Source organism: Pseudomonas sp. NPDC085632 (assembly GCF_044541255.1).
GTDB lineage: Bacteria > Pseudomonadota > Gammaproteobacteria > Pseudomonadales > Pseudomonadaceae > Aquipseudomonas.
In genome coordinates, this window is the sequence record NZ_JBITSX010000034.1 from 1 (window position 1) to 17,906 (window position 17,906).

The window sequence follows — 17,906 nt, forward strand, 5'->3', positions numbered from 1 at the left end:
ACGGCAGGTAAGAAGATCTAAAACCGTCCACCATGTCTCCGAACATGTGTCCACCATGTCTCCGGTACATACAGGGAGAGGGCTGGGGTGAGGGTCGGCTTTTAAGTCACTCCGTCGGCACCAACCTGTCCAACAAACGGTTGACTGCCATCTCCGCCACCATCACCACCTGCGCAATACCTTGCACAGTCTTGCGGTGCGTACCTTCCACCGTTGCCGCGTGGTTGTTGAGCATCACCGTGGCCGAGCCGAGGGTTTCGCTGGCGTCGGCCAGCAGGGATTCGGTGTCGGCATTGGGGTTGGCCATGTACAGCGTGTTCGGGGTGTAGGGCGTGGCCATGAGGTCGGCGTTGGTCGGGCCGAGGTAATGGTCGAGGGCGCGCTCGGCGGCTTCGTGGAATTTCTTTGAGTCGGGGGATTCGTAGGGGGATGCCGGGTCGGTGACCGGCGGGTTTGGCGTTACTTTGAACATTTACCAGATCCTCATTCGGGCTAGCCACCGCTTCCCTACTAAAAGAAGTGGAGGCAGCTGTGCGCAGGTTAGTAGACCGGGGATCTGGGAAACCGGCGCGCCCGAAGGCGCCCTGCGCACAACCACCATAAAGTGCAGGTATGGAGTACCTGACTGTCTGATGAGCTATACGCCCCAAATATGGCGGGCTACTAAACCCGATCACTGGAAATCAGTGACGGAATCAAGTTACGCAGCCAGCCCAAGGCGTACAAGCCGGCGGATTCTGGTGCATGCGTAGGCAGCGGCGCAAGGATTTGTAGGCTAGGGAGCCGTAACACCGGGTGTCTTTAAACAGCGTGGCTGAATGGTGTTTATTGCACTGCAGAAATTGAGGATTTGCCTGTAAGAGTTTGCTGATGCAACTGGCCTCATCGCTGGCAAGCCAGCTCCCACAGGGTTTTGTGTGGTTCACAGAATTCGAATACAACTCGGACACTGTGGGAGCTGGCTTGCCAGCGATGAGGCCAGTCAAAGCAACACGAATTCTGGATCAATGGACCAGCCCAGCATCCACCAACAAACTCTCCAACCCCAACAAATCCGGCACCTTCGCCACCTGTTCCCCTACCTGCACCGCCGCCTGCTCCAGCGCACACAACGGCACATCGACATAACTCAACTGACTATCGAGCTTGTACGACCGCGGTATCCCCTGCACCAGCAGCGCAATGAACTTCAGCTCAGGCAACCCGCCCAGCGCATTCAAAATCACGATCCGCGCGCGCTCGCCAATGACGATTTTCTGCCCGCACGCAGACTCAAAACTGAGCAGAGGAATCTGCCGCTCACGCCACTTCACTCGCCCCAGATACCACGGCGGCGTGTCCAGATCGAAGGCACTGGCCTGATAGTCAATCAACTCAGCGACAGCGACGTTAGGCAGGATCAAATTGCGATCCGCCAACGGCAGCAACAACCCGGTCAGCTGGCTGCTGCGCTGATTGTGCCGGCGCTCATGCATGTTTCTTGCTCCATTGGGCAATGCTTTCAAGCAGCACCGACTCTTGATACGGCTTGCCGAGGTAGTCGTTGACGCCAATCGCCATCGCGCGATCGCGGTGTTTCTGCCCGGTGCGCGAGGTGATCATGATGATCGGCAGGTGTTGCAGGCGTTCGTCGTTGCGCACCTGGGTGGCGACTTCGAAGCCGTCCATGCGCGGCATTTCGATGTCGAGCAACATCAGGTCGGGCATGTGCTCTTCGAGCAGCAGCATGGCGTCGACACCGTCCTTGGCGGTCAGCACGTTCATGCCGTGGCGTTCGAGCAAACGGCTGGTGACCTTGCGCACGGTCACCGAGTCGTCGACCACCATCACCAGCAGCGGTTTGTGCGGTTCGCTGTCGATCTCCGGCAGCGTCGGTGTCTGCGGAACCCGCGCTTGCATCGCGCGAATTGGCGCGAGCAAATCGAGAATCAGCACCACCCGGCCATCGCCGAGAATCGTCGCGCCGGACACGCCTTGCACTGCCGCGAATTGCGCGCCGAGACTCTTGACCACGATCTCCCGCGTACCGGCCATGGTGTCGACCTGCACGGCGATGCGCCGGTCGTTGTAATGCACCAGCAGCACCGGCAACGGCAGGTTCTGGCCGAGCAATTTCGGCCGTGGCGCGGTTTTCAGCAGTTCGCCCAGGTAGCACAGCTCATAGGTCTGGCCGCCGTATTGATAACGCGGCGGATCAACCCGGAAGTGCGCTTCCAGATCATTCGGCAACACGCGAACAATGCCTTCGATGGTGTTCAGCGGAATCGCGTATTGATCCTCGCCACACTGCACCATCAGTGCACGGTTGACCGACACGGTGAACGGCAGGCGAATGCGGAAATGCACGCCCTGCCCCGGCACCGAATCGATGCTCATGCTGCCGCCGAGTTGCCGTACCTCTTCGTGCACCACGTCCATGCCGACGCCGCGCCCGGAAATCTGGGTGATCTTTTCCGCTGTGGAAAACCCCGGCTGAAGGATGAACTGCAACACGTCGCGGTCGCTGATCTCGGCTTCCGGCGCGAGCATGCCGCGTTTGATCGCCTTCTTGCGCACGGCTTCCAGCGGCACCCCGGCGCCGTCGTCGCGGATGTCGAAAACAATGTCGCCGCCCTCGCGGGACAGGTCGAGGCTGATCTTCCCTTGCGCCGGTTTACCCGCCGCCAGCCGTACTTCGGCGGACTCCAGACCGTGATCGACGGCGTTGCGCAGCATGTGTTCCAGCGGCGCGGCCATGCGTTCGAGGACGTTACGGTCCATCTCGCCTTCAGCGTTGCCGACGACAAACGCGACGTCTTTGTTCAGCTCTTCGGCGACCTGGCGGACGATGCGTTTCAGGCGCGGCAACATGCGCTCGAACGGCACCATGCGCGTACGCATCAGGCCTTCCTGCAATTCAGTGTTGATGCGCCCCTGTTGCTGCAACAGGTTCTCGGCGTCGTGGTTGCGGCGGTCAAGGGTTTCCTTGAGGTCGAGCAAGTCGGAAGCCGATTCGAACAGCGCCCGCGACAATTGCTGCAACTGCGAATGGCGGTCCATTTCCAGTGGATCGAATTCTTCGTAGCCAAGGCGCTCGGCATCGACTTGTTGACGGCTGAGAATCCGCCCTTGGGTTTCGGTGTCGAGGCGGCGCAACTGATCGCGCATCCGTTCGATGGTGGTTTCCATCTCGTTCAGGGCGATCTGCGCGTCGTTGACCTGCTGTTCGATACGGCCACGGAAGATCGAGGTTTCGCCGGCCAGGTTAACCAGTTCATCGAGCAATTCGGCGGAGACTTTGACCATGTCCGCGCCAGCCTCGGCAGCCGGCGGCGCGGGTTCGGTCTTGGCGGGCAGCGGCAACGCTGGCGGTGTTTCGACCGTTACCGGATGACTGAAATTCTGGATCGCATTGATCAACCGATCCGCCGGCGGGCACGGTTGCCCGGCGCGCACGCCATCAAGCATTTGCGCCAGTCGATCATGGCCGCGCTGCACCAGTGCGAACAGCTCCGCCGACGGCTGCAAAGCGCCGCTGGAAAGACTTTCGTAAAGGTATTCCAGCTCATGCGCGAGGTCGCCGATCGGGCCGATTTCGACCATCCGCGCGCCGCCCTTGAGGGTGTGCAGATCGCGCAGCAGGGTTTCCACTTCCTGGCGATTGCCCGGCTCGGCCTGCCAGCGCAGCAGCGCGGCGCCAGAGTTTTCGATGATGTCGAAACCTTCTTCGAGGAAGATCTCCAGCAACTCCGGATCATGGCCAGCGCTGTCGTGCTCGGTTGTAGCTGGCGGCGCTTCGGCAACATTCTGACCTTGGCGCACCTGACGGATGACTTCGATCAGATCCAGCGCCGGGGTCAGCGGCTGATGGTTTTGCAACTGATCAAGCAACAGCGCCAAGCGGTCATGGCTCTTGAGCAGCAAGCGCCCCAGGCTTTCGCTGTAGTGATAACGACGATCGACCAGACCTTCGTAGAGGCTTTCCAGCTCCTGGGCCAGATCGCCGATGGCCTCGACTTCAGCCATCCGCGCACCGCCCTTGAGCGTATGCAAATCCCGCTGCAACGAGGACAGCGGCGCAGCGTTATCCGGGTCGCTCAGCCAGCGCTGCAAGGCCTGGCCTGAGCTGTCGAGAATGTCGACCGCTTCTTCAAGGAAAATCTCGACAATCTCGTCATCGGGTTCAAGCGCCGTTGCCTTTTGCTGCAACTCGGCGGTGGCGCTGCCCAGTTCACGGATACTCAAAGTGCGGCTGCCATCGCTGCGGATCAAGCCCATGGACGACGGGTCGAGACTCTCATCGAGCAGATCATGCAAGGCACGAATCCGCGCTGGCTGCGGCGTGACCTCCTGCCCGGCCGCCAGTTCGTCGAGCATGTTGATCAGCGCTTCATGGGCGTTTTGCGCTTCCTGGAAAAAGCGCTCGCTGACCGCCAGGCTGCTTTCTTCCACCGCGCCATACAGATCGAGCAAGGCTTCACAGAGCACATCGACCGGTAGCAGATCGGCCATGTGTGCGCCTTCGCCAAGGGTGGTCAGTTCATCCAGCAACGCGCTGAGTTCCTGACGCTCGCCGGGATGTTGCTGCCAGCGCTGCAAGAGGTTTTCCGCGTCGAGGAGGATGTCCATGCCCTGGGCGAGGAAGTTGTTGATCAGTTGCGGATCACGCTTTATCCGCAGGCCGGTGTGCGGCGCACTGAGGATCGATTCCAGACGCTCGGTGAGCAGAGTCTCCGAGCGTTTGATCAGCGACTGCGCGCCAACAATCGGTGCCAACGGATCATGCTTGAGTTGACGCAGGCCGACGCGGAACAGGCCCTCGGCTTCGAGCAGCAATTCCACTTCGTCGAGATCCAGCGGCAGCTGGTGCGCCTTGAACTCGCGGGCCAGTTGATCGAGCGGCGCGGCCAGTTCGGCAATCGGCAACACACCGGCCATCGACGCGCTGCCCTTTAGCGTGTGCAGGGCGCGCTGCAGTTCGTCGCTGGCCTGCAATGGCACATGCTCGGCGGCTTGATCGAGAAAGCGATTGAGGCTGGCGAGGTGGGTTTCAGCTTCTTTGCGGAAGATCTCCAGCAACAACGGATCGAGCGCGGCGACATCGTCGACGTCTTCGGCAGCCAGTGGCTCGTCACCCTTGGCCAAGGCGTGGGCACGGGCCGCGAGCTGATCGACATCGCTGCGCTGACGCTGGCTGTTCGTGGCGAATTCGTTAATCAGTTCAGGCAACAACAGCACGGTGTCGGTCAGCACCTGCTGCACCACCGAGCCCGGTTCGACACTTTGTTCGAGCACGCGGTTAAGCAGGTTTTCCACCGACCACGCCAGCTCGCCGAGGATCAGCGCGCGGACCATACGACCGCTGCCCTTGAGGGTGTGAAAGGCGCGGCGCAGTTCGGTCAGTGCATCACGATCCTGCGAATTGGCGATCCAGCGCGGCAGGTATTCGTGGAGAACTTCGAGAACCTCGTCAGTCTCTTCGAGGAACACTTCGCGCAATTCGTCGTCGACCGGTTCTTCATCGGCCGGCGGCGGCATCAGGCTGCCGGGAGTAATCAGGGCCGGCGGGTTGAGCGCCGAAACCGGGCTGGCCAGAACGTCGGCCAGCGACTGCACGATCTCAGGATCGTCGAGCGCCTGCATGTCCTGCATCACCAGCGCTTCGCTGGGGCTGAGCACGTCGTCGAGCACGGGCACATGCTGCGCACCAGGCTGTTCATCGGGAAAGAAACCCAGACTGGCGAGGGATTTCTGCGCGACATCCAGTAATTGTTCGCCCGGGGCCTGCGGGTCATCGCTCAAGCGTTCGAGGTAGTACTCAAGGCTGCTGATGACATCGGCCAGCCGATCCAGTTGCTCCCAACCCGGCTCGTGGGGATCGAGCAACAGATGTTCGCGGATGAAACCGTTGCAGGCTTCGACCAGACTCGCCGCGCGACTGAGCGGAATCATCGCCAGCGCACCGCGCACCTGGGTCAGCAGCGCCGGCAACGCTTGCAGTTGCTGGCGATCCCAATCGGCGTCGATGTAGTCGACGATCATGTCCTTGGCCTGTTGCAGGCAGATGCGTGCTTCCTTGATGACGATCTGATGGATCTGCGTCAGGTCGGTGGTCGGCAGGCGCGCATCTTCCGGACTTTCCGGTTCGACGGTGCCGACCATCCCGGCCAGCGTCGCTTCGACGTAAAGCAGCGCGCCAGCGACGTCCATCAGGATCGCGTCATTCGGTTCGCGCTGGCCTTGGGCAAGACTGAGCACCACGGCCAATTGATCGATGATGACTTTGCGCGGCTGGCCGAAACCGAGCACGGCAAGGGTGTCGGCGATCTGCCGCAGCGGCGCAAGCAGACTTTCCAGATCGGAGGTGTGCTGACGGTCGCTGCGTACGAACAGATCGAGGCGCTCCTTGACCCGCACCAGTTCTTCACACAACGCCGCCAGCACCGAGCGCATCGCATCGCGGTCGGGGCCGGCCAGGCGTGCGCGTTCTTCGTCGACCATCGCGCTGTCGGGCAACGCGTCGTCCAGGGAGTAGCGATCTTTCATGGTCAGCATCTGCCCGGTGGGATGTTCGGCTTTGGCAATATAGAACAACAGGCTTTTCAGCAGCTCCGCCGGGGCAGGCTGATTGAGCCCGGTCATGCCCTGATCGAGCAGGCGTTTGAGTTCTTTGTCGGCGTCCTTGAACAGGCTGCGCAGCGCCGGGCTGTTGGCGATGACGCCTTCGCGCATGCCTTCGACCAGCGCCAAGGCGACTTGCCACAACGGGCTCAGGGGCGCATCACCGCTCAGGGCTTCGAGGCGGGTGAAGACTTTCGCCAGATAGTCGAGATGCGTCTGGTCGTCCTGCTCGCGCAGCAAACCGACCAAAGCCATTTGCAGCATCTGACGTAATTTGCGCAGCACATTCGGTAGCTCTGCCGGTTCGAGCAGCGCTAGCGTATCAGCGCTCAAGGGCGATAGCTCGGGCAGTTGCGGGCTGAACAGACTGGTTTCCGAGAGCAGACTTTCGCCACGGGCGCTGCGCAAATCGTTGATCAGCGGCAGCACCACCAACGGCAGATCTCGGCGGGCGCTCTGCACGCGGTCGAGGTAGATCGGCAATTGCCCAAGGGCTTGCAGCAACAGGTGCAGCGCTTCGTCGCGGTGGCTGACGCGTTCGTGCTGCAGGGCTTCGACCAGATGTTCCATCTCTTCGGCGAGCAACGCTGCGCCGTAGAACTCGACCATCTGCAGGCTGCCGTGAACCTGATGGATGTAATCCAGGCACTCGTCCAGCCCGGGAAAAGCCTGCGGATCATCGAGCACGGCTTCAATCGCCTGATGCGCCTGCTTCAGCGTTTCGGCAATTTCGCCCTTGACCCACTCGAGGGCCACATAGTCGTGCCGATCACCCATAACCACTCCACTCACGCTTTATCTGTCGCCGCCGGCAAGGTGAAGCCGGACACCGAACGCCGTAGCTGACTGGCCATTTTCGTCAGGTTGCCGATGCTATCGGCGGTGGCCGTGGAGCCGGACGAGGTTTGCGAGGTGATCTGCTGGATCACGTTCATCGTCAGTGAGATCTGCCCGGCCGAAGTCGTCTGCTGCTGCGCTGCGTTGGAGATGCTCTGAATCAGCGCCGCGAGGGTCTTCGACACGCCTTCGATTTCTTCCAGGGCCACACCGGCATCCTGCGCCAGTCGCGCGCCGCGCACCACTTCGGTGGTGGTTTGCTCCATCGAGATTACCGCTTCGTTGGTGTCGGTCTGAATCGCCCGCACCAGGGTTTCGATCTGCCGGGTGGCGGCGGACGAGCGTTCGGCCAGCCGCTGCACTTCGTCGGCGACCACAGCAAAACCGCGTCCGGCATCGCCGGCCATCGACGCCTGAATCGCCGCGTTGAGGGCGAGGATGTTGGTCTGGTCGGCAATGTCGTCGATCAGGCTGACGATGTCGCCGATTTCCTGCGATGACTCGCCGAGGCGCTTGATGCGTTTGGCGGTGTCCTGAATCTGCTCGCGAATGTTGTCCATGCCGTGGATGGTGTTGTGCACCACCTCGTTGCCTTTGTTGGCGATTTCCACGGAACGCTCGGCTACCGCCGAAGACTCGGCGGCGTTGGCTGAAACCTGATCGATGGATTCGGCCATGTCGCTGATCGCCGTCGAGGCTTCGGAAATCTGCTGGGCCTGATGCTCCGAGGCCTGCGCGAGATGCATCGCGGTGGCCTGGGTTTCCTGCACCGCAGCGGCGACCTGACCGGCGGTGAGGTTGATGGTCGCAACCAGATCGCGCAGTTGATCGACGGAGTAGTTGATCGAGTCGGCGATGGTGCCGGTGAAGTCTTCGGTCACCGAGGCGGTCACGGTGAGATCGCCGTCGGCGAGGTCCTCGATCTCGTCGAGCAGACGCATGATCGCGTTCTGGTTGCGCTCGTTCTTTTCGGCGGTTTCGCGTAGTTGCCGATTGGTTTCGCGGACCATCACCAGACCAATGAGGATAATCGAGGCCAGGGCCAGCAAGCCGAGGACGTAGCCGCCGATGGTGTCGGTGTTGCGCCCGCCGGCAAGGTTCTCGAAACCAGTGGCCAGGTGTGAGGCTTCGTCGAGCAGGGTTTGCGAGAGGCTGAAGATGTTGCTCGCCGATTCGCGGACCTTGAACAGCTCGGGCGAGGTTTCGAGGATTTCATCGACGGAGCCGGAAACGAACTGGAACAGCTCGGATATTTCACTCAAGCGCGCACGGGCATCGCGGTCTTCGACCTGGCTGATTTTCAGCGCCGGGTTGCCTTGCAGCATGCCGTTGAGCACTTGGCCGAAACGCGTGGCGTCGCGGCCAAAGGCGTCGGCGGCTTGCTGCGAGTTTTCGTCGCCGGCGAGCACGGTGTTGACCGCGCCGAGGATGCGCTCAGCCAGCAGCGATTGACGTTGGGCCATCGCCACTTGCGCCGCCGGGGCGCCGCGTTGCAAAAGAATTTCGACGACTTTTTCGTATTCGATCTGCAACTGCGGCACGGTTTCGGCCAGGGTCGCGGCGACCTGATGCAGCGACAGCACGGTCTGTTCGCTGGAGAGAATCGCGTCGGTGTTTTTCAGCAGGCGCTCCCAGTCGAGCTGCACGGCGCGCATTTCCGGGCGCACGGTGGCGGGTGCCGGCGGCAGGCCGGTGACCGGATCACCTTTTTTCAGGTAACCCCAGCGCTGGGCGAAATCGTTGCGCGCATCGCTGAGCAACTTGAACGCGGCCGCCTTGCCGGCGGCGGCTTCGGTGGCGTTCTTGGCGATGCGTTGCGAGAGCACGCGCAACTCACCGGCGTGGCCGATGTACTGTTTGTCGTAGTTCGCCTGGGTGTTGAGGTACGCGAAGTTGGCGAACAGCAGCATGATGAACACGATCAGTGCGATGAACAGCACGATGATCTGCGAGCGACTGCGCGAGCCTTCCGCCGGCTTGCCTGTTTTTGCTTTTGTCATCGGTCCTCGCCTTGGGAACGTTCCACTTACCCTGTGGGAGCGGGCTTGCCCGCGATGAGGCCGGCACATCCTACATTGATGGCGACTGATCTGACGCCATCGCGGGCAAGCCCGCTCCCACAGGAGACGGTGTTGAATCTGTTATATCGCGACGCTCATGAACACCGGGGATTTGGCCAATGCAAACAGGCTGAACACCCGCCAGTTCTGCTCGCGGCGGAAATAGCCTTTGACGAACTCGGCCTTCGAGCCCTGGCGCTTGCTGATCGAGATCGGTTCGAAGCTGTCCTGCTCGAAATGCTGCAGACCAATAACCTCATCGACCATCAACCCGGCAAACACGTCGCCGTGCTCGACCACCAAGACCCGCCGCTGTTTACGCAACGGCGACAGTTCATGGCCGAAGAAGCCGCACAGATCCATGATCGGCAGCAGCCGCCCACGCAGGTTAGCCACGCCTTTGACCCACGGCTTGACCCCGGGCAATTGAGTAAAGCGCGGTTCGTGCAGCACTTCGCTGACTTCGCCCATCGGTGCCACATACCAATGCTCGCCAAGGCGAAAGCCGATGCCGCTCCAGCGATCCTGGCGCGCCGGTTGCGACGGCAGGTCCGCCGCCAGCAAGCGGCAGCGCTGGTCGATCTGCCAGAGCAGTTCGAACGCGGTCAGCGATTCACTCATGGTTGCGCGATCAGCCTTTGAGCACGTTGTTCAGGGTCTTGATCAGGGTGTCTTCGTCGACCGGTTTGGTCAGGTAGTCCTTGGCGCCCTGACGGGTGCCCCAGACCTTGTCGGTTTCCTGATCCTTGGTGGTGATGATGATCACCGGGATGTGGCTGGTGTCGGCGTCCTTGGTCAACTGGCGAGTGGCCTGGAAACCGTTGAGGCCGGGCATGACGATGTCCATCAGCACCGCGTCGGGTTTTTCCTGACGGGCCAGGGCCACGCCGTCGGCGCCGTTTTCGGCCTTGAGCACTTCATGGCCGTGCTTTTCGAGCATGCCGGTGAGTTTGTACATTTCAGTCGGCGAATCATCGACGATCAGGATACGTGCCATGGTTTTCCCCATTTTTCTTGTCGACCCCCGGCCCGCTGGCCGCGTGTCTCTGTACGTGTCTTACTGCGGCAAAACGGCGGCGAAGCCCGGAACATGGGCCTGGATCGCGTTGAGCAGTTCTTCCTTGCTGAAAGGCTTGGTCAAAAATTGATCGGAACCGACAATCCGCCCCTTGGCCTTGTCGAACAGCCCATCACGCGATGACAGCATGATCACCGGCGTGGCCTTGAATGCACTGTTGTTCTTGATTAAAGCGCAGGTCTGATAACCATCCAGACGCGGCATCATGATGTCGACAAAAATGATCCCGGGATGGTTGTCGGCGATCTTCGCCAGGGCGTCGAAACCGTCGATCGCCGTGATCACTTCGCACCCGACATTCTTCAACAATGTTTCGGCGGTGCGACGAATCGTTTTCGAGTCGTCGATCACCATGACCTTCAAGGCGCTGGACTGCTGTTCCATAAGAGGGCTCTACCGTCGCCTTTGCGAATCAAATTGTCCGTTTTGCGATGAGTAATGGCTGGAAACCCTTGATGTTCAAGGGCCAGCACCGCTTGGCAGCCTTTTTAGCACAGTCTCCAGATGCAATCTATCGACGGGTTTTTCCTTGACCGAAAACCCGCCCGGCGCCACTCTGGCGGCACTTTTTCAATACCGATCCGGTAGCCAATTTTCGAGGAAAACCCAATGAGCGTTCGCGTCGGGATTGTCATGGACCCTATCGCCAGCATCTCCTATAAAAAGGATAGCTCGCTGGCCATGCTGCTGGCCGCGCAGAAGCGTGGCTGGGAACTGTTCTATATGGAACAGCGCGACCTGTATCAGGGCGAAGGTCAGGCCCGGGCGCGCATGAAGCCGCTGAAAGTCTTCGCCAACCCGGAAAAATGGTTCGAACTGGACGCCGAGCAGGACAACCTGCTGAGCGATCTGGACGTGATCCTGATGCGCAAGGATCCGCCGTTCGACATGGAGTTTGTCTACTCCACCTACCTGCTCGAACAGGCCGAAACCGCTGGCGTGCTGGTGGTGAACAAGCCGCAGAGCCTGCGCGACTGCAATGAAAAACTGTTCGCCACGCTGTTCCCGCAGTGCACGCCGCCGACCGTGGTCAGCCGTCGCGCCGACGTGCTGCGTGAATTCGCCGCCAAGCACGGCGACGTGATCCTCAAGCCGCTGGACGGCATGGGCGGCACTTCTATTTTCCGTCATCGCGCGGGCGATCCGAACCTGTCGGTGATCCTGGAAACCCTGACCGCCCTCGGTGGCCAGCAGATCATGGGCCAGGCTTACCTGCCGGCAATCAAGGACGGCGACAAACGCATCCTGATGATCGACGGCGAGCCGGTGGATTACTGCCTGGCGCGGATTCCGGCGCAGGGCGAAACCCGTGGCAACCTCGCCGCCGGTGGCCGTGGTGAAGCGCGCCCGCTGACTGAAAAGGATCGCTGGATCGCCGCTCAGGTCGGCCCGACCCTGCGTGAGAAAGGTCTGCTGTTCGTTGGCCTCGATGTGATCGGCGAAAGCCTCACCGAAATCAACGTGACCAGCCCGACCTGCATTCGTGAAATCGACAATGCGTTTGGCACTGATATCGGCGGCATGCTGATGGACGCGATCGCCAAGAAGCTGCAAGCCGCCGGCAAAAAGCCACAAGCTTGATGCACGTCACATGCAGTCTGTCGCTTGAAGCGTGAAGCCCAAGGCGTGAAACCAACATTGCGTTATCATGCGCAGCCTCTGAAAAACGCGATGTTGGTTTTCTTGTCATGACCCTCCCGTCCGATCTGCCCGCAGAACTCGCCCACCGTGGCGTGCGCCCGGCCGATCGCCTCGGATTTACCCTGTTCCTCGCGGCGCTGATCCATTTGGCGCTGCTGCTCGGCGTCGGCTTCACGATGGTCGAGCCCAAGCAAATCAGCAAAACCCTGGAAATCACCCTCGCCACCTTCAAGAGCGAAAAGAAGCCGGAGAAGGCTGACTTTCTTGCTCAAGAGCATCAGGAAGGCAGCGGCACGCTGGACAAGAAGGCGATTCCGAAAACCACTGAAGTGGCGCCATTCCAGGACAATCAGGTCAAAAAAGTTACGCCGCCACCGGCCGCCAAGCCAGAAGTGCAGGAGGCTGCGCCCAAGGCTGCGGTGACCACCGTCGCGCCGAAGCCGAAAAAAGCGCCGACCAAGAAAGAAGAAACCAAGACCGAAGTCAAACCGACGGTCGACGCGCCCGAGTTCGACAGCTCGCAGCTGTCCAGCGACATCGCCAGCCTCGAAGCCGAACTGGCCAAGGAACAACAGCTGTACGCCAAGCGCCCGCGTATCCACCGCTTGAGCGCGGCGTCGACCATGCGCGACAAGGGCGCCTGGTACAAGGACGACTGGCGCAAGAAGGTCGAGCGCATCGGCAACCTCAATTACCCCGAGGAAGCACGGCGCAAGCAGATCTACGGCAATTTGCGCCTGATGGTCTCGATCAACCGCGACGGCTCGCTGTATGAAGTGCTGGTGCTGGAGTCGTCCGGTCAGCCGCTGCTGGATCAGGCGGCGCAGCGCATCGTCCGACTGGCGGCACCGTTTGCCCCGTTCACCGGGGACTTGTCGGATATCGACCGTCTGGAAATCATTCGTACCTGGAAATTCGCCCGCGGCGACAAGCTCTCAAGCAATTAAAGACACTGCAAAACCCTGTGGGAGCGGGCTTGCCCGCGATGGGGCCGGCACATCCGACATTGATGGAGACTGACCTGACGCCATCGCGGGCAAGCCCGCTCCCACAGGGATCAGCATTGCTCGAGGTTTTTTGCAGCATTTCCCAGACATCTCCAGCTTGTCAGTTTGCCCCCCGAACGCCACACTAGCGCACATGAAAAACGTCAGCCCCAGCTACCTCAAGCATCAATTCCTGATCGCCATGCCACACATGGCCGACCCGAACTTTGCCCACACCTTGACCTACATCGTCGAGCACACGGCCAATGGCGCGATGGGGATTGTGGTCAATCGACCGCAAGAGCTGAATCTGGCCGACATTCTCGAGCAACTGCGCCCGGACATCGAACCGCCAGCACTGTGCCAGCATGTGCCGATCTTCATCGGCGGTCCGGTGCAGACCGATCGCGGTTTTGTCCTGCATCCAGCCGGGAAAACCTTCCAGGCCACCGCACAGCTGGATGGCGACCTTTCGTTGTCGACCTCGCAAGACGTGCTGTTCGCCATCGCTGACGGCGTCGGCCCGGCAAAAAGCCTGATTGCCCTCGGTTATGCCGGTTGGGAAGCCGGGCAGCTGGAAGCTGAGCTGGCCGACAACGCCTGGCTGAACTGCCCGTACGACGCCGACATCCTCTTCAACACCAGCAGCGAACTGCGCCTCGAAGCGGCGGCCCGGCACCTGGGGATCAACCTCAGCCTGCTGACCAGCCAGGCAGGACACGCCTGATGGCCCTGCGCCTGATTCTCGGCTTCGACTACGGCACCAAACAGATCGGCGTCGCGGTCGGCCAGGTGATTACCGGCCAGGCCCGCGAGCTGTGCACGCTGAAAGCGCAAAACGGCATTCCCGACTGGAATCAGGTCGAAGCGCTGTTCAAGGAATGGAAGCCCGACGCCGTGGTCGTCGGCCTGCCGCTGAACATGGATGGCACGCCGAGTGAAATGTGCCTGCGCGCGGAGAAATTCGCCCGCCGCCTCAACGGCCGCTTCAATGTGCCCTTCTATACCCACGACGAACGCCTGACCACTTTCGAGGCCAAGGGCGAGCGACTGGTGCGGGGCGGCCAGAAAGGCAGCTACCGCGACAACCCGGTGGACGCCATCGCCGCCGCTCTGCTGTTGCAGGGCTGGCTCGATGAAAACACTGCATTGTTTGAATCCTGACAAGCGCTTCGGCGCTTTTCTTTTGAGTGAAAAACCGAGTTGCGTCCAAGGACCCGACTCGCCCCCAACAAGGAGCAACCATGAGCCTGCCAAATCCCGCCGATCTGATCAGCCAGATGGCGACCCGCCTCAAGGCGCACCTTGCCCAGCGTGAAATCACTGAACCGCGTTACATCGGCATCCGCACCGGCGGCATCTGGGTCGCGCAGGCCTTGCTCAAGGAACTGGGCAGCGACGCGCCACTGGGCACGCTGGATGTGTCCTTCTACCGCGACGACTTCAGCCAGAACGGCCTGCACCCGCAAGTGCGCCCGTCCGCCCTGCCCTTCGAGATCGAAGGCCAGCATCTGGTGCTGATCGACGACGTACTGATGAGCGGTCGCACCATCCGCGCCGCCATGAACGAATTGTTCGACTACGGCCGCCCGGCCAGCGTGACCCTGGTCTGCCTGCTGGACCTGGACGCTGGCGAGCTGCCGATCCGCCCGAACGTGGTGGGCGCAACGCTGTCGCTGGCCGCGCACGAACGGGTGAAGCTGTCCGGCCCCGAGCCGCTGACGCTCGAACTGCAAGACTTCAACCTTTAATCCGCCCTATTGAGAGTCCCCTTCGCGATGACGCCTCTAGATACCAAGCGCCCGCTGCAGCTCAATGATCAGGGCCAGCTGCGCCACTTCCTCTCGCTCGACGGCCTGCGCCGCGAGTTGCTGACGGAAATCCTCGACACTGCCGACTCGTTCCTCGAAGTCGGTGCCCGGGCGGTGAAGAAAGTCCCGTTGCTGCGCGGCAAGACCGTGTGCAACGTGTTCTTCGAAAACTCCACGCGCACCCGCACCACCTTCGAACTGGCGGCCCAGCGGCTGTCGGCGGACGTAATCACCCTGAACGTGTCGACCTCGTCGGCAAGCAAGGGTGAAACGCTGCTCGACACCCTGCGCAACCTCGAAGCCATGGCCGCCGACATGTTCGTCGTGCGCCACGGTGATTCTGGCGCTGCGCACTTCATCGCCGAGCACGTCTGCCCGCAAGTGGCGATCATCAACGGCGGCGACGGCCGTCACGCGCACCCGACGCAGGGCATGCTCGACATGCTCACCATCCGTCGGCACAAAGGCGGCTTTGAAAACCTCTCGGTGGCCATCGTTGGCGACATCCTGCACTCACGGGTCGCACGCTCGAACATGCTCGCGCTGAAAACCCTCGGTTGCCCGGACATCCGCGTGATCGCGCCGAAGACCCTGCTGCCGATCGGCATCGAGCAATACGGCGTGAAGGTTTACACCGACATGACCGAAGGCCTGAAAGACGTCGACGTGGTGATCATGCTGCGCCTGCAGCGTGAACGCATGACCGGCGGCCTGCTGCCGAGCGAAGGCGAGTTCTACCGCCTGTTCGGCCTGACCACCGCACGTCTGGCCGGTGCCAAACCCGATTGCATCGTCATGCACCCGGGGCCGATCAACCGGGGGGTGGAGATCGAGTCAGCAGTGGCCGACGGTCCGCACTCGGTGATCCTCAACCAGGTCACCTACGGCATCGCGATTCGTATGGCCGTGCTGTCCATGGCCATGAGCGGGCAAACCGCGCAGCGTCAATTCGAGCAGGAGAACGCCCAGTGAAGCTCAGCATTCTCGGCGCACGCGTCATCGATCCAAGCAGCGGCCTGGATCAAGTCACCGACATTCACGTTGAAGCCTGCAAGATCGTCGCCCTCGGCGCCGCCCCGTCCGGTTTCAGCGCTGTAGAAACCATCGACGCCCAAGGCCTTGTCGCCGCTCCGGGCCTCGTCGATCTGAATGTGGCCCTGCGCGAGCCGGGCTACAGCCGTAAAGGCTCGATCATCAGCGAAACCCGCGCGGCCGCAGCCGGCGGCGTGACCAGCCTGTGCTGCCCGCCAAAAACCAAACCGGTGCTCGACACCTCCGCCGTGGCCGAGCTGATCCTCGACCGCGCCCGCGAGGCCGGCAACACCAAGGTGTTTCCGATTGGCGCGCTGAGCAAAGGTCTGGATGGCGAGCAACTGGCCGAGCTGGTGGCGCTGCGCGACGCTGGTTGCGTGGCCTTCGGCAACGGTCTGGAGAGTTTCCGCAACACCCGCACCCTGTGCCGGGCACTGGAATACGCGGCGACGTTTGACCTGACCGTGATCTTCAATTCGCAGGATCATGATCTGGCTGAAGGTGGCTTGGCTCACGAGGGCGCGGTTGCCAGTTTCCTCGGTTTGCCGGGGATTCCGGAAACCGCTGAAACCGTGGCCCTGGCTCGGGATCTGCTGCTGGTCGAGCAGACAGGCGTGCGTGCGCACTTCAGCCAGCTGACCAGCGCTCGCGGCGTTGCCCTGATTGCTCAGGCTCAGGCCCGTGGCTTGAAGGTGACGGCGGATGTCGCGTTGTATCAGCTGATTCTGACCGATGAAGCGCTGATCGACTTCAGCAGCCTGTATCACGTGCAACCGCCGCTGCGCACTCGCGCGGATCGCGACGGTTTGCGTGAAGCTGTGCAATCCGGCGTTGTGTCGGCGATTTCCAGCCATCACCAGCCGCACGAACGTGATGCCAAACTGGCACCGTTCGGCGCGACCGAGCCGGGCATCAGCAGTGTTGAGCTGTTGCTGCCGCTGGCGATGACGCTGGTTGAGGATGGCTTGCTGGATCTGCCGACGCTGCTCGCGCGCCTGAGTGCAGGCCCGGCTGAAGCGTTGCGCCTGCCGGCGGGCAAACTGGCGGTCGGTGGCGCGGCGGATATCGTGCTGTTCGATCCACAGGCTTCGACGGTGGCCGGTGAGAACTGGTTGTCGAAGGGCGAGAACTGCCCGTTTATTGGGCACACGTTGCCGGGTGTGGTTCGCTACACGCTGGTGGATGGGCGGATCAGTCACCAGGCTTGATACCGCGTCGCCCCATTCGCGAGCAGGCTCGCTCCCACAAGGATCACCGCGAACCCTGTGGGAGCGAGCCTGCTCGCGAAGACTTACTGGAAGGCGCCTCTGCCTTCGGCGTTACGCACGGACACCTGATCATTCAGCGTCCAGAAGTCATACAGCACCCCCAGAAAGAACAACCCGCCCGTCAGCAGATAGATCAGTCCGCTGATCCACTTGCCTTGGTACATCCGGTGCACGCCCAGTGCGCCAAGGAACGTCAGCAGAATCCACGCCACGTTGTACTCGATCGGCCCCGCGGTAAAACGCAGATCCGCCTCGCGATCCATTGCCGGAATCAGAAACACGTCGATCAGCCAGCCAATACCCAGCAAACCGAAGGTGAAGAACCAGATCGTCCCGGTTACCGGCTTGCCGTAATAGAAGCGGTGAGCGCCGGTAAAACCGAAAATCCACAGCAGATAGCCGATGATTTTGCTGTGCGTATCTTGCTGCTGAACGAATTGTTGATAGGGGTTCATGAAGACCTCGATTCACTCGATAGATAAATATTCTTGAATTCTTTGTGACTTTTTTACAGGTAGCCGACGTATGGCAAATGTTACCGTTGCTAGCGTCAAAGCCTTATAACACCTGACTTCTGTCGGACAATTGCGTCC

Annotated in this window: 15 protein-coding genes; 7 read left to right on the forward strand and 8 right to left on the reverse strand. The window is 61.2% G+C overall.

The annotated features are described in order from the left end of the window. Window positions 1-106 precede the first annotated feature (106 nt). The 7 genes from ACIF4X_RS19745 to pilG all read right to left on the reverse strand — a co-directional run bounded on the left by ACIF4X_RS19745 (window position 107) and on the right by pilG (window position 10,959). A complete protein-coding gene (locus tag ACIF4X_RS19745) occupies window positions 107-472 on the reverse strand; it encodes a DUF6124 family protein (protein ID WP_123376177.1) in 366 nt (121 codons plus the stop codon). A gap of 532 nt (window positions 473-1,004) precedes the next feature. Then, window positions 1,005-1,475 (reverse strand): chemotaxis protein CheW, encoded by a 471-nt coding sequence (locus tag ACIF4X_RS19750; protein WP_397483413.1) that lies wholly within the window; start codon window positions 1,473-1,475, stop codon window positions 1,005-1,007. Continuing rightward, window positions 1,468-7,377, reverse strand: a complete 5,910-nt coding sequence (locus ACIF4X_RS19755; RefSeq protein WP_397483414.1) for an Hpt domain-containing protein — start codon at window positions 7,375-7,377, stop codon at window positions 1,468-1,470. Before ACIF4X_RS19755 ends, ACIF4X_RS19750 begins: the two co-directional genes overlap by 8 nt. 11 nt (window positions 7,378-7,388) lie before the next feature. Beyond that, window positions 7,389-9,437: a methyl-accepting chemotaxis protein gene (locus tag ACIF4X_RS19760; RefSeq protein WP_397483415.1), complete on the reverse strand. Its 2,049-nt coding sequence runs from the start codon at window positions 9,435-9,437 to the stop codon at window positions 7,389-7,391. A gap of 141 nt (window positions 9,438-9,578) precedes the next feature. Next, window positions 9,579-10,118 (reverse strand): chemotaxis protein CheW, encoded by a 540-nt coding sequence (locus tag ACIF4X_RS19765; protein ID WP_007913675.1) that lies wholly within the window; start codon window positions 10,116-10,118, stop codon window positions 9,579-9,581. Between the two features lie 10 nt (window positions 10,119-10,128). Continuing rightward, window positions 10,129-10,494: a twitching motility response regulator PilH gene (pilH, locus tag ACIF4X_RS19770; protein WP_007913674.1), complete on the reverse strand. Its 366-nt coding sequence runs from the start codon at window positions 10,492-10,494 to the stop codon at window positions 10,129-10,131. A 60-nt stretch (window positions 10,495-10,554) separates the two neighbouring features. After that, window positions 10,555-10,959: a twitching motility response regulator PilG gene (gene pilG, locus ACIF4X_RS19775; RefSeq protein WP_007913673.1), complete on the reverse strand. Its 405-nt coding sequence runs from the start codon at window positions 10,957-10,959 to the stop codon at window positions 10,555-10,557. A gap of 225 nt (window positions 10,960-11,184) precedes the next feature. On the opposite strand from pilG, the gene gshB reads away from it, so the two are divergent. From gshB to ACIF4X_RS19810, 7 genes are all read left to right on the forward strand, one after another. Beyond that, window positions 11,185-12,156 carry a glutathione synthase gene (gshB, locus tag ACIF4X_RS19780; protein WP_397483416.1) on the forward strand — a complete coding sequence of 324 codons (972 nt, stop codon included), beginning with the start codon at window positions 11,185-11,187 and terminating at the stop codon, window positions 12,154-12,156. A gap of 107 nt (window positions 12,157-12,263) precedes the next feature. Next, window positions 12,264-13,163: an energy transducer TonB gene (locus ACIF4X_RS19785; RefSeq protein ID WP_008077848.1), complete on the forward strand. Its 900-nt coding sequence runs from the start codon at window positions 12,264-12,266 to the stop codon at window positions 13,161-13,163. Between the two features lie 193 nt (window positions 13,164-13,356). After that, a complete protein-coding gene (locus ACIF4X_RS19790; RefSeq protein ID WP_397483417.1) occupies window positions 13,357-13,929 on the forward strand; it encodes a YqgE/AlgH family protein in 573 nt (190 codons plus the stop codon). Further along, a complete protein-coding gene (gene ruvX / locus ACIF4X_RS19795; protein WP_007913667.1) occupies window positions 13,929-14,366 on the forward strand; it encodes a Holliday junction resolvase RuvX in 438 nt (145 codons plus the stop codon). The genes ACIF4X_RS19790 and ruvX overlap by 1 nt, the downstream gene beginning before the upstream one ends. A gap of 80 nt (window positions 14,367-14,446) precedes the next feature. After that, the gene (pyrR, locus tag ACIF4X_RS19800; protein ID WP_034153653.1) at window positions 14,447-14,953 is read left to right on the forward strand and encodes a bifunctional pyr operon transcriptional regulator/uracil phosphoribosyltransferase PyrR; all 507 of its coding nucleotides are present in this window, start codon (window positions 14,447-14,449) and stop codon (window positions 14,951-14,953) included. A gap of 27 nt (window positions 14,954-14,980) precedes the next feature. Beyond that, the gene (locus ACIF4X_RS19805; protein WP_007913665.1) at window positions 14,981-15,985 is read left to right on the forward strand and encodes an aspartate carbamoyltransferase catalytic subunit; all 1,005 of its coding nucleotides are present in this window, start codon (window positions 14,981-14,983) and stop codon (window positions 15,983-15,985) included. Next, a complete protein-coding gene (locus tag ACIF4X_RS19810; protein WP_397483418.1) occupies window positions 15,982-17,253 on the forward strand; it encodes a dihydroorotase in 1,272 nt (423 codons plus the stop codon). Before ACIF4X_RS19805 ends, ACIF4X_RS19810 begins: the two co-directional genes overlap by 4 nt. 83 nt (window positions 17,254-17,336) lie before the next feature. Here the strand turns inward: ACIF4X_RS19810 and ACIF4X_RS19815 are convergent, their stop codons facing one another. After that, the gene (locus ACIF4X_RS19815) at window positions 17,337-17,768 is read right to left on the reverse strand and encodes a TM2 domain-containing protein (protein ID WP_242207791.1); all 432 of its coding nucleotides are present in this window, start codon (window positions 17,766-17,768) and stop codon (window positions 17,337-17,339) included. Window positions 17,769-17,906 lie beyond the last annotated feature (138 nt).